The organism is Larkinella harenae, assembly GCF_054780515.1.
On sequence record NZ_BAAGWE010000003.1, the window covers coordinates 16,568 to 29,317 of the forward strand.

The 12,750-nt window shown below is 51.1% G+C and carries 13 protein-coding genes; 2 read left to right on the forward strand and 11 right to left on the reverse strand.

Translation table 11 applies throughout. From position 1 onward, the window contains the following. Nucleotides 1-11: 11 nt before the first annotated feature. A complete protein-coding gene (locus ACYVH9_RS17130; protein WP_460637615.1) occupies nt 12-1,142 on the reverse strand; it encodes a DUF4421 family protein in 1,131 nt (376 codons plus the stop codon). Between the two features lie 137 nt (nt 1,143-1,279). Between ACYVH9_RS17130 and ACYVH9_RS17135 the strand changes: the two genes are divergently transcribed. After that, entirely contained in the window at nt 1,280-2,098 is an 819-nt protein-coding gene (locus tag ACYVH9_RS17135) for a glycoside hydrolase family 16 protein (RefSeq protein ID WP_460637616.1), read from the forward strand. Between the two features lie 28 nt (nt 2,099-2,126). On the opposite strand, the gene ACYVH9_RS17140 is transcribed toward ACYVH9_RS17135, so the two are convergent. The 4 genes from ACYVH9_RS17140 to ACYVH9_RS17155 are packed head-to-tail and all read right to left on the reverse strand — an operon-like array spanning nt 2,127 to nt 4,872. After that, nucleotides 2,127-2,810: a LytR/AlgR family response regulator transcription factor gene (locus tag ACYVH9_RS17140; protein WP_460637617.1), complete on the reverse strand. Its 684-nt coding sequence runs from the start codon at nt 2,808-2,810 to the stop codon at nt 2,127-2,129. Between the two features lie 4 nt (nt 2,811-2,814). Continuing rightward, entirely contained in the window at nt 2,815-3,852 is a 1,038-nt protein-coding gene (locus tag ACYVH9_RS17145) for a sensor histidine kinase (protein WP_460637618.1), read from the reverse strand. A gap of 13 nt (nt 3,853-3,865) precedes the next feature. Beyond that, nucleotides 3,866-4,279 (reverse strand): DUF2846 domain-containing protein, encoded by a 414-nt coding sequence (locus tag ACYVH9_RS17150; RefSeq protein ID WP_460637619.1) that lies wholly within the window; start codon nt 4,277-4,279, stop codon nt 3,866-3,868. Next, nucleotides 4,276-4,872, reverse strand: a complete 597-nt coding sequence (locus ACYVH9_RS17155) for a hypothetical protein (RefSeq protein WP_460637620.1) — start codon at nt 4,870-4,872, stop codon at nt 4,276-4,278. Before ACYVH9_RS17155 ends, ACYVH9_RS17150 begins: the two co-directional genes overlap by 4 nt. Before the next feature lie 509 nt (nt 4,873-5,381). Between ACYVH9_RS17155 and ACYVH9_RS17160 the strand changes: the two genes are divergently transcribed. Further along, a complete protein-coding gene (locus ACYVH9_RS17160) occupies nt 5,382-6,107 on the forward strand; it encodes a DUF72 domain-containing protein (protein WP_460637621.1) in 726 nt (241 codons plus the stop codon). Between the two features lie 5 nt (nt 6,108-6,112). On the opposite strand, the gene ACYVH9_RS17165 is transcribed toward ACYVH9_RS17160, so the two are convergent. The 6 genes from ACYVH9_RS17165 to ACYVH9_RS17190 form a co-directional block, all read right to left on the reverse strand. Then, nucleotides 6,113-6,547: an ester cyclase gene (locus ACYVH9_RS17165; RefSeq protein WP_460637622.1), complete on the reverse strand. Its 435-nt coding sequence runs from the start codon at nt 6,545-6,547 to the stop codon at nt 6,113-6,115. 78 nt (nt 6,548-6,625) lie between these two features. Then, complete coding sequence (locus ACYVH9_RS17170; protein WP_460637623.1) at nt 6,626-7,195, reverse strand: Crp/Fnr family transcriptional regulator; 570 nt, start codon at nt 7,193-7,195, stop codon at nt 6,626-6,628. A gap of 17 nt (nt 7,196-7,212) precedes the next feature. Beyond that, the gene (locus ACYVH9_RS17175) at nt 7,213-8,694 is read right to left on the reverse strand and encodes a sulfatase family protein (RefSeq protein ID WP_460637624.1); all 1,482 of its coding nucleotides are present in this window, start codon (nt 8,692-8,694) and stop codon (nt 7,213-7,215) included. 4 nt (nt 8,695-8,698) lie between these two features. Beyond that, a complete protein-coding gene (locus ACYVH9_RS17180; protein WP_460637625.1) occupies nt 8,699-9,199 on the reverse strand; it encodes a GNAT family N-acetyltransferase in 501 nt (166 codons plus the stop codon). A gap of 68 nt (nt 9,200-9,267) precedes the next feature. Then, entirely contained in the window at nt 9,268-10,560 is a 1,293-nt protein-coding gene (locus ACYVH9_RS17185; protein WP_460637626.1) for an O-antigen ligase family protein, read from the reverse strand. Nucleotides 10,561-11,067: 507 nt separating this feature from the next. Continuing rightward, the gene (locus tag ACYVH9_RS17190; RefSeq protein ID WP_460637627.1) at nt 11,068-12,582 is read right to left on the reverse strand and encodes a PKD domain-containing protein; all 1,515 of its coding nucleotides are present in this window, start codon (nt 12,580-12,582) and stop codon (nt 11,068-11,070) included. Nucleotides 12,583-12,750: the final 168 nt, after the last annotated feature.

A 12,750-nucleotide genomic window follows, 5' to 3' on the forward strand; every position in this document is an offset into this window, starting at 1 on the left:
TAAGTTAACTTCTAAAAGCCCGGCAGGCGCTGTAACAATCCCTTGGGTTTGAAAGGGAAGTGCCAGCCAGCCACCAACCGAATATCGGTATTAAAGCTACGAAGAATATTGTCGCCTTCCAGATTCCCGGAAAGAAAGACAACCGAATACGTTGCCCCCGCAAAATACCGTCCATTGTTGTACCCAAACGTCACGCGGGAATCGCCCTGCACGCCCATCCGAATCGGCAGCGACTTGGTCTTCTCCCCCACCCAAACCCGGTTGGCGTTGTGTAGCGCCACGCCCGGCCGGGCCAGCAGCGTTGCAAAGAAATTATTGCGAAACACGAACGTTTGAATGTAGCCGGCGTTGAGGCTGTAACTAAACGAACGGTAACGCACCAGGTCGGCGTTTAGCGGGAACAACGGTTTGGTCGCGGGCGGAAACAGCGACGAGTCAGCCTTGATCTGGGTAAAAACCAACGTAGCACCCACCAGAAAAGACCCTGCACTTTTCTTCTGCCGTTCGCGCTGCATGAGCGAAGCCGGGTTGGAAAACCGCTGGTGATTGAAGCAGTAATACACGGAGTTGTACCAGCCCAGACTCGACAGGTCCGGGCGCTGCGGAAAATCTGAATGGATGGCAAACCAATTTTTATCGAGCACATCCGGATTATTCAGGTACAGCCCCCGGTACCATTGAAAACTGGAGTTGAACCAAACCCGTCGGCCGTTGTAGCTCAGGCTGGTTCCGAATCGGCGGGTCTTGCCCTTCGCGGCCCGCGATTGCTGGTTGATAAATGGGATTCGGGTGGTCAGTTCGGCGCTGAGCCAGGAGTAGCTCGCGCCCAGCCCGAAGGACGACGCGCCGTTGGGTTTGTAGGTCAGTTTATCGTCTTTTCCGATAAACTGCAAAAAATAGTCGTGTCCCTGCGCAATGGCCCGGAGGTGCAAATGGGCGTAGTAGCTGGCAATGTAATTGGTATCGACTTTGGGCGACCGAATCGCGAGCAGCGTATCCAGCGAAATACCCAGCACTTTGATTTCCTTCCGGGTTGTGTCGGACTGCGCCCGCGCAACGCCACAAAAACTGGCGGAAATGGTAAACACCAGCCATACAATTTTCCACGAGTACCTGCGCAAAACGGTAAATGTACGTTTCATTAACAACGCCCTAAAGCTAATTGTCCTTTATAACTGCCAACAGCCTCATTCGGTTAAATCTCTGCGGATTCGATGGGTATAAAACCCGTATTTCAGGCCTATACCTTATCTTTATTCGTCTTTACTCCTGACCCGATATGCATCCGTTGTTTAGCCTTTTACTCTGGCTGGTTACGATCAACCCCGTTGCGCCAGCGCCCAGCTGGAAGTTAGTCTGGTCCGATGAGTTCAACACGCCCGGCCGCCCCGATCCCAAAAAATGGACGTTTGAAAACGGTTTTGTCCGCAACAACGAGCTTCAATGGTACCAGCCCGACAATGCGTGGTGCGAAAATGGTTTGTTGATTATCGAAAGCCGCCGGGAAAACCGTCCGAACCCGCACTACGAACGCGGCAGCACCAACTGGAAAACCAGCCGCGATTCGATTCGCTATACCTCGGCCAGCCTGCTGACGAAAGGACTGCACCAGTGGCAGTATGGCCGTTTCGAAATGCGGGGGCGCATCGACACCCGGCCGGGAATGTGGCCCGCTTTCTGGACGTTGGGCGTTGCGGGCGAGTGGCCTTCCAATGGCGAAATCGACATCATGGAATACTACCGGAATAGGCTGCTGGCGAATGCGGTCTGGGGCACCAACAAACAATGGGTGGGCGAATGGAGCACCACTAAAAAGGCGCTGGACACGTTCAACGACCCGGACTGGTCGAAGAAGTTTCACACCTGGCGCATGGATTGGGACCCGCATTTTATCAAGTTGTACGTTGATGATCAGTTGCTCAACTCGGTCGATTTATCGAAAACCGTCAATGGTGACGGCAGCGGTAAAAATCCGTTCCACCAGCCGCATTACATCTTATTGAACCTCGCCATTGGTGGGCAAAACGGTGGAGATCCATCAGCTACGACCTTTCCAGCCCGGTTTGAAGTGGATTATGTCCGGATTTACCAGCCGTGAGGATGTTGTTTCGCGGAGTTTCAAGAATTCATCTCCGCAAAAGTCGCTGTTCCAGCGCTGGTCGGTAGCTGGCCGCCAGCGGAATGGCCACATTGCCGACCGTTACCTGATGACGCTCCAGTTTTCGGATGGCGTTCAGGGCAACCACGTACGATTTATGAATCCGAATAAAGTGGTCGGCGGGTAACAGGGCCACCATATCGGCCAGGGTCATGCGGGTGGTGATCTGGCGGTTTTGTTCGTGAATAAAAATCAGATTGGTATCCGAGCGAATGTAGAGCACGTCAGCCAGGTTGACGCGTATCCAGTCATACCCGTCTTTCACAAAAATGCTCGATGGTTCTCCACGCTGGAGCAAATGCTGTGTATACGCCCGGTTGCAACTTTGCAGAAACCGGCTGAACTCAATCGGCTTGAGCAGGTAGTCAAGTGCGTTCAGCGCGAACCCTTCCAGTGCATAATCGGCGTAAGCCGTCGTAAATACGATCGGCTTGTGAAGCGGAGCGATCAACTGGGCAAAATCCGTTCCCGGCAGGTCCGGCATCCGAATATCCAGAAAGATCAAATCGACCCGTTGCGTATGAATGTGGTTCAGCGCATCCGTTGTGTTCACGAAGGTGTCTGCCAGATTCAGAAAAGGCACTTTATCAGCATACCGAACGAGCACTTCCAGCGCTGCCGGTTCATCATCGATTGCAATAGCACGCAGCATAGTTTTATAAATCGATCCGCAAGGTAACGGTGAATAACTGATCGCTTTGTTGAATCGTCAACTCATGTCGGTCTGGATACAGCAGTACCAAACGCTGACGAACGTTTTTGATCCCAGTCCCGAAGTTACTTTTAGCTTTTGCTTCTGCATTTACTGTATTGATTACCCGCATATGAAGCTGACGGTTCTCAACCAATATATCGAGCTCCAGATGAGCCGGATGTGCCAGACTGATGCCGTATTGAAACATGTTTTCTACAAATGGAATGAGCAGCAATGGAGCCAACTGGGCGGGCTGTCCATCCCAATCCAGCCGGGTTTGCACCTGCAGCTGGTCAAGCTGGGGTAATCGGGCCCGTTGTAAATGCAGGTATTTCTCCAGAAATTGAAATTCCTCTTCAACGGAAATCAGCGGGCGCGCCGATTCTTGGATCGTAAACCGCAAAATTCCCGCTAACTGTCCGATCAGTTCGGCCACCGACTCATTTTCCGACCGCTGGGCTTCGTTGTAGATCGTATTTAGCGCATTGAACAGAAAATGAGGGTTAACCTGGGCTTTCAATGCGGTTAGCTCGGCCGCCGTTTTCTGCTGGATGAGTTCTTGCTGCTGCCGCCGGGTACGAAGTCCATCGGCAATAAAACCGTACAGAACGATCAATCCGATCAACAAAACCGCCACCAGCATATTTTCATCAACGAAGGTATCTTCCTGATCGGTGCGAATTTGCAGGACTTCAAACAGGCCCCAGCCCAGCAAACAAAGCCAGACTCCGTAATACGGCCCACGTCTTGGCTGATGCATCCACCACCGAAAAGCGAACCGATAGTTGAGGTGCGCCAGCGTTCCGAGGCAAAGCAACAGAAAAAACAGTCCTAACAGGTAACGAACCAAACTACCCAGATCGGGCAGGTCTTCATCCCGTTGCGCACCGACCAATCGGTATAGTTTCCAGCCCCAGTAACTCAGCACAACCGTCAACGTCCCGATCAGCAAAAGAATCGGTTGCGATGGCCAAATGGAAAGGGTAGATCGCCGGTTCATGTTCAAAACAAACTTAATCAGTTGGCCGGGTCATGTTTTCAGGTTTCATTCGCTTAATTTCCTGACGGGCCTGTTGCGGACTTACCGGCACCATCAGGAGGGTAGCGGTAAGAAAATCAACGTCCACCACTGCTTTCACGTAATACGTCTGCCCCGGCTGCACCTGTAACCAAAGCGGTCGACTGTTCGAAAAATAATCGCCGTAAAACTCAATTTTAACCCGGCCGGGCATCAGAGGTAATTGAACATACCGTTTGGACGACAGCTTTCCAACCTTCTGATCGTTGATTTTAAAGGGATAGGCCGTTCCCAACTCCCAAATAAATGTTTTTTCCCGATAAAGTATCAACTGCGCCGGTTCCGGCTGAGCTGGCAATTCCACAGTAAGCGAAAAGGCCACAAGCAGCTTGTACAGCACCGTTTTCATGGTGTCGCCCGAGCCCGTTTATTCCGGGAAAGATACAATCCAACCTGGAGGTAAAACTGGCTGATCAGATCCTGCGGAGCATCCAGCAACGGATAAGCATCCGATTGCCAGGACCGGGATTGAAAACTACGCCGGTAACCGATCCGGGTTACCCATTGAAAGCTATCAGCCCGTTTTTCCCGCTGGGACACCTCGATATTGACCTCCCAAAAACCACTGTTTAAATACAACGATGGAACGCTACCTATCGAACTATGTTGAAAAATATTCTGAAACGAAACTGGCTGACTGGTCGGCCTAAACAAACTGTATTCGTACCGGATGCTGCCAACACTGGCATTCACAAAAACCCGTTGGTTACGGGTGTTTGCAACATCGTACCCAACCATGAAATCTACCCCACTCAGGTTCTGACGCCGGGCGACGAAATTAGATCGCCCCTGTAAACTGGGCGGTAGTAAGCGTTGATCTACACCGAAAAATGGATGAACCATTACCTTGACCCGTTGCCATCGGTAACCCAGGCCAGCTGTCACAATCCGATCGATATGCTTATCGAAATCCACCTGGTTATTCCGAAAAAAAGCTTTCATTCCTGAAAGGCGGGTCAATGTATACGCAAATCCGGGCTCGACTATATATCCAGATTTGAAATTACTTTTGGGCGGGATAACCGGATATGTGGTAGAGTCTGTTGACTGCCCCCAAGCCGAAGAGGCCGTTAAAAAAGCCAACAATAGAAAATGTTTCATGAAATAGGTGTTGTGTTCGGACATTCAAAAGAATCGCTCGGAACCACCGTTTCCAAAAGTATGTGGGCAAGTCCATCAGGTTTGTGCCCAAGCTGGCATAATTCGTGCCGATCCCGGCGAGTGGACCGTCGCGGCCTCTCTCTTGCCGAAGCAAACAAACTGCTCATTGCTGAGTTAATAAATCGTCTGAAAAGCGATTCCGGGCACGTTCTGGTGCGGGTCGATCCGGGCGGAGATACCTGTCGCGTTATTGTTTAGAACAATGATGACGAGTCATTTCGGGTAAAACCGTTCATGGTCCGTATCAGTCGCGGTAACGGTTCTTCCTATCCCCATCTGACAGTACAGTTATGAGCATCCACATCGGCACTTCGGGTTGGAGTTACGACCATTGGCAGGGCGTTCTGTACCCGCCCAACACGCCTGTATCCGACCGGCTGGCGTACTATGTCGAACACTTCCAGACCGTTGAACTCAACAGCAGTTTTTACCGCTGGCCCCAGACCAGCACGTTTGCCGGTTGGCGCAGCCGCCTGCCCGACGGTTTTAAGCTCACGGTGAAAGCCCCGCGCGGATTGACCCACGCCCGGAAGCTTTACGAGCCGGAAACCTGGCTGGAACGCATCAAAACCTGCTGGCATACCCTGGGAGAAAAAAGAGCGGTATTGCTGGTCCAGCTTTCACCGCACCTGGCCTTCGACTACCAGCGACTGGCGTACTTTCTGGAACAGATTCCCGACTGGCTGCCCGTTAGCATTGAATTCCGGCACCTGAGCTGGCACAACGAAGATACCTTTGCCCTGCTGGAAAAACACCAGGCGGCCTACTGCATCATGAGTGGTGCCAATCTGCCCTGCATTCTGAGGGCGACGGCCCCTTTTGTATACGTCCGAATGCACGGCCCAGACCAACAACACCTTTACGGGGGCTCTTATTCCGATGACGATTTGCACTGGTGGGCCGACCGCATCCGGGAGTGGGTCGGTATGAACAAGGATGTTTACGTTTATTTCAACAACGACGGCGAAGGAAATGCGGTCCGGAATGCGTTGTCGTTGAAAGCCATTCTCGGGTAAATAAACTACACCTGGATTTTACACCCGTGGGCGCTGTCTCGTAGCTGGTTTTCCAGCGAATTACCGTCGAGCAAAGCCCAGTGCTGGCTAATCTTTCCATCCCGTACTTTGAAGCAACGGTACCCAATTGCGGTGGCTTCCGTGCCGATTGGTTCGATACCGCGCCAAGCGCCAATGTGCCGGACGTTCATTCGAAACTTCAGAATGCAGGTGTCGCCCTGCGCTACGATTTCTTCAATAACGGTTTTGTGCTCAAATGCCTGTCCGGTGGCCAAGATCCACTGCTTCAGCCCTTCCCGATTGGCAGCCAACGTCGCGGGCAACGAATGATCCACGAAGTCAGGATGCAGAAAGGTATCCAGTGCTTCAAAACGGTTTTCATTCCAGATTTGTCCGATAAATTCAGTAATGAGAGCGTGGTTGTTTGCTGGTTTTTTCATGTCCTAGGTTGATTAACACCGGCAAAATTCGGGTAATTTCCAGGAAGCAGCCTGTGACAAAAATCACAAAATGAAGGCTCACCGGTTTTTACGAATCCGGCTCAGGGTTTCCCGCGCGATGCCCAGGTACGAAGCCAGTTGCCCAAGCGAAACCCGCTGCAACAAGCGAGGCTGGTGCTGGATCATGTACTGATACCGTTCGGCGGGGGAATACAGTTTGAATAGATTTCCGTGTTCTTCCTGCTCAATCAGCATTTGTTCCAGCAGGTTACGACCAAACGATTCGATTTCGACCGATTGGCGGTATAAACGCAGTAGTTTTTCTTTCTCGAATGCCCAAACCGTTGCGTCTTCACCGGTCAGAATCGAGTAGTTGGCTGGAGTCTCCGAACGCAGGCTCTTCAGATCCGTCACAAAGCTATGTTCGAACGAAAATCGGGTGTTGATTTCCTGGCCGTCTTTGTTGTAAAAGGTGCGCAGGTATCCTTTTTCAATGTACCAGATTACCCTGCAAACCTGACCTTCCCGCAACAGGTACTGTCCCTTCTTCAACGCCTTCACCTCCGCAGCATCCAACAATAGCCCCAGCGCTTCGGCAGAAACAGCAGAAACCTTCTGAAGACTGATTGTCAGGCCATTCGTTACCATACGTTGTCAGATGGTTTTCACTCAAACTCCCATTTACTTAGCCAAAGATCTTTGGTCTGTTGCTGAAACCGCTTGAGTTTTTCCTGCATCCGTTTCAACTCCTTCTGATAACGGGGGTCGTTTGCCAGATTGTTGACCTCATCGGGGTCGGTTTGCAGGTCGTATAATTCAAAGCGCGGGCGGTATAGATACGCGTCGACGGTTCGTTTGCCATAGAGTTTCCGGTTTACCCGGCGAACATCCTGCCACGTAAACGAATGGTACAGATCGAGCGCCATCGGAAAAGACAGGGCGTGGGCCAGGTTGAAAATCAGCTTGTACCGCCGTTCGCGCAGGACCCGCATCGGGTAATATATCGTCACTTCGTGAAGCGTATGCGACCCGTACACCGCATCCCAACCCGCTGTTTTTTCCTGCTCAATCATCGATTTGAAACTCCGCCCCTGGCCATACATGGTGTCGGATAAGGCCCCGGCAAAATCCAGCAGCGTTGGCGTAATATCGACCCACGACACCATCGCATCCTGCACAAACCCCGGCTTTTGCGGTTTGGGTAATTTCACAATCAGCGGCAGCCGCATGCCCGGTTCATACAAGGTCGTTTTTGATCCGGGAAACGGCGCTCCATTGTCCGACAGGTAAACGATGACGGTATTGTCGTACTGGCCGGTTTCTTTGAGCAGGGCCACTAGCCGCTCTACACCCTGATCCAGCCGACTAACCGATTCGTAGTACTGCGCCAGTTCCATGCGCGTCGCCCGAGTGTCCGGCAAATAAGGAGGCACCCTAACCTGAAAAGGCTGGTAGAAAATATCGTGTACCTGCGGGTATCCGCCCGGACGGTTGCCAAACCGATTGGCCTGATCGCTCTTGAAAACTGGTGATCCATCGGCGGCCACGGCATTACTACGGTGTGGGTCGTCGGTGGCGAAGTACAGGAAGAACGGTTTTTCGGAAGCGTCCGAGAACAACGGATAACACAGATCGGCCATTTCGACCGGACTGCGGCCAATCGACGCCGGGTTGTTGGTTCCGCCCGCCTGAATTATCTTCTGAAAATGATAGGTCTGCTCGGGCGCGACATGAAATTTGCCAATTCGGGCGGTTTGATAACCCGCTCTTTCGAGCAAAACCGGCAGTGACCGGACAGTATCGAACGAGCTGAAGTGGTGTTCGCGGTGCTCCAGTCCGTACATCCCATTGGCGTGATTGTGCAAACCCGTCAGCAAAACCGACCGGCTGGGGCTGCAACTGGCCGTGGTGCAGAACGCATGGGTAAAACGGGTGCCCTCGGCGGCCAACTGATCAATATGTGGTGTTTTGACAACCGGATTGCCGTAACATCCTACCGCTTCACGCCCGTGATCGTCGGCCACAATCAAAACGATATTGGGTCGTGCATCCTTTCGTTTTTGGGTGTTCTGAGCCGGGAGAGAAACCGTTGCCAACGCAATCAGCAAGACGGTTGACAGGACACGGACCATGCGGTTTGGTGTCATCGGTTCACAGGCGTTTTTCGTAACAGTAGAACCGCAGGCCCGGTCGGAATCCCAGCCCGATTTCACCGGCAAATGCATACCCTAGCTTTGGAAAAAGCCGCTGTGTTGCTTCGTTCTGGGTGTTGGTATCGATGCGTAAAACCGTAATTCCACGCTGCCGAGCCACTTCCTCGGCCTGTTTCATAAGCTGGGCAGCAATGCCACGTCCGCGAATCGCCGGATCGACGGCTAGTCGGTGCACGACCACGGCGGTTTCGGTCAGATCCCAGCCGACCTGCGCGTATTCTGGTTCTTGATCGGTGGTAATCGCGGCAACGCCCACTCGTTGCCCGTCAAGCTCGGCTACCCAAAGCTGATCGTGTGCAATGTCATTCTCAAAGACGGCAGCATTGGGATAATGTTCATCCCATTGAAAATTGCCGCTGGCCTGCATCAGCGGAACCACGCGCTGAATCAGTTGGAGTAAGTCCGGAATATCGTCAAACGTTGCGGGTCGAATAATCATCACGTAATGCCGCTTTGATGTGATTGGCAAGCGCAAATAACGGAAGTTTTCGCCGACAAAACCGTTTGCTAGCCTAGTTCCTGAACCAGCTGTTCTTTGCGGCTGGATGCTTTTTGCAGAACGGGTTCGGCTCCTACCGAGGTTGGATGCAGCTTCATGCCCACAAAAAAGAACAGGGAAGTGAAAAACGAGTAGAAAACAATGCCTTTCTGCTGCGACCAGACGTTCTCGGTAAAAAACGTAATGACGAAAACGATCAACAGGGCTGCATACAGGTGATCACGCCGTCGGAAGGCATTGGCAAACTGGATGCCGAGTGCCAGCAGCAACAAGACAATACCCACTAAGCCAAATGAGATCCACTGGTTGAGGTATTCGTTGTGGGTGTCGTGCGGTTGCAGCGGTGCGTTATAAATCCGGGAGTAGGCTTCATACCGGGCATTCAGCGCCGGATCAACCCCACCGGGCCCAACGCCCATGAGCCAGTTTTCTTTCAATACATCCAAATCGACCATCCAGATCACATGCCGCATCTGAATCGAATTATCCATCGGATTGTCGTTTGGTTTGGCATTCAGCGCCACCGAAAACTCGTCGATCCGCTGGCTGCTGAACGGAATAGAAATACAGGCGACCGAAACCGAAACCAGCAACACGGTCATGATGGGGACAAACTTTTGTTTGTAAGCCCGGTTGATCCAGCCGTAATACAGCAAAATGACAAAAAGCGCAATAACGGGTGCTTTAGGCATCAGCGCCATCAGAAACATGAACAACGGGAATAAAACCGCACCCAGCTTCCAGCCTTTTAGTTTTTGGTGCTGCGTCGGTGAAATCAGCAGGATAGCCACAGCCAGGCAAAGGTAAATGCCCATATAGGTGGGGTGTAGTCCTGTAACTTTCTCAAAATAAAGCCGGTACTGAATGTGTGCATCGGGTTGGATGGTATGCCAGCCGTATTCGGCCAGGTACAGTACGTTACCCATCAGACAGGAAATAAAGCAGGCGTAAACAAAGAAATTCAGCTCGCCCGCAATGGTCTTACGTGTCTGCGGCTGCAATAGTAATATCACAAACGGTCCCGCAAACAAGGTTGCTTTTTGCTCAAGATCAAAGAGGACCCCGGGCAGGCCAGCCGCATCCGTAAAAGGCAGATAGATGAGATACATCAGATAAAGGCTACCCAACAGCAATGCGCCACCGTAAGGCCGAAAACTCTTTGTTTTATTGATGAAGTTGTCTCTAACCACCCAAAACAGGAAGATTCCCATCAGTAAAAAAATCTGCACGCGATTGGGCAGAAAGAAGGAAATCATTACAAGCCGGGACAAATGCTTATCGTACGCAATCAGGTTATTCATTCGTTTTGAGGTTATCGGGGATACCATCAGGAGGGCAAATTGAACTGGCATCAATACACTGGACTAATACACTGGATTACAGCACATTAAGACAGGAGATTATTTATTAATTACCTCTTCATCTACCACGCCATGCGTTCCCACTATTTCATCCTATGACCCATAGGACTGGAAAGTAGTTGCAATTGTTTCAGCAATCTTATCGTATAGACCCTTTACGCTGACAAACGAATTGGAGCTAACGCATTGTCTGTTAATGCCTTTTTTTCGATCAACCGGCTCAAAAAAAGAGCGCCAATCGATCCTGCACTACTCTATTTGTGACGGCTTCCGGTGCGCTTCCAACGGTTTTTTTCGCTAAAGAACGAAAAAAGCCAGTCCGGAAAAAGTTCAGCGGCTGTACCCGTCCAAATACGCAGCCCCAAGATGCAACAAAACAGCCCGGCACAAGCTGTGCCGGGCTGTAACAGTATCCCTAAACCCTTATAATCTCACTAATCGTACTTTTTATTTTTCGAGCAGAACGCTGTCCTGAGCATTACCCGTGAAGGTATTCACAGTTGACGCATCGGCGTTCAGCTTGCCCGTGTAGCTAACAAAGATTCCGTAGCCACCACTTTTGGAAACCGTCGTATTTTTGAGTGTCAGATTGCCGCCGTACAGAGCCAGGTTTGCTTTTTTACCCGAAACAATGGTTAGGCTGCCCCCGTTGCTGATCTCAGCATTTTCAATCAGGTTCCGTGAATTGGTTGAATAAATGATCAGCCCTTTCCAAAAAGCCCCGGTGCGTTCAGCGCCCGTCAACGTTACTTTCTCGGTGGCCGTTCCTTTGGCAATCAGATAGCCTTTGCTATTGATCATCATGACCACATCGCGCGATGCCTCAATCGTTACACCCGGACTCAGCGTCAGACCAATTTCAATCGCGAAATCACCCAGCAACCGGTACGGTGTTTTATCTTTAAAGCCATTCCAGGTAACATCATTACCTTCCCGCAGATAATAGCCTTTAATTTCAACCACATTCCGGCCATTCTCACCCGTGAAAACCGAAGCAGCATCCAGATTGACGACGTTTGCCGGATCGACAATGATCCCCGATTCGCTGTTTTTCGTGAAGCTGTTGGTTGAGAATTCGCGCAGGATAGCCCCTTCCTGAACCATCAAACCGTAGCCGTCGTTCTGGGAGAACAGACTGTTTTTCAGGGCAATCTGCGCTTTCCCACCTCCAAACAGGGCCATAGCGGCTTTCGTGGAACTGAGAATGGGGCGACTTCCGGCATGCATTACTTCAATGTGTTCAAACACGTTGGCATTACTACCCGAGTAAATCATAATTCCCGACCAGAATCCTTTATTTTTCTGGACCCCGATGAAGCGGATTTTTTTCTCGGCGGTTCCTTTAGCAATGATCAGGCCGCCGTTGTCGTTGATATCCAGCCGCGTATCCCGTTCAAAAGCAATTACTACACCAGGCTCAATCGTCAGTTCGTGCGAAACCGCAATGCTTTTCGTGACAATATAATCCGGCAATTCAGGGTTGGCAACCCGATCCGTCAGTACGGTTTTCACGGTAATGTTCTTGTCAATTGCAATGGGCTGAGCCACCGAAGCCGTCAATTTTACTTTATCCTTGCTGGTTCCGTTGGCATTAGAAACCGTCAGTTCCAGTTCATATTCTCCTACTTCGTCAGGTACAAAAGTCGGTTTAGCCGTGGTAGCGCCTGTAATAGCAGCCGTGCTTTTGGCGGGTTTGGTAGCCACTGTCCACTGATACGTCAGAGCCGCCCCTTTGCTGTCGGTTGAGGCACTACCGTCCAGTTTAACGGTTTCACCCACTTGAACGTCCTGATCAGCACCTGCTTTGGCCGTTACGGTACTTTCCGGGTCAACGGGGTCAACTACGTCTTTTTTACAACCGGTTACCAGAAATGTGATGGAGAAGAGAAATACAAATATGCGCTTGGTCATAGCAGCATTCAGCCAAGCATACTGCTTCGCGGAGGAAACTATTTGTTCCATGTTTAAATGTTGTTTACTGTGTTTTAAAAGTAGCGTTCAACTATGCCACAAAATTGCGGGATTTAGCGAAGAGAGGCTATCGCATTTTGCGCCGAAAAAGCGTCTTTACACGACAACACATGACCATTTGCTCAAACGTTATAACGAGCGCGACTTCATTCCATTTAT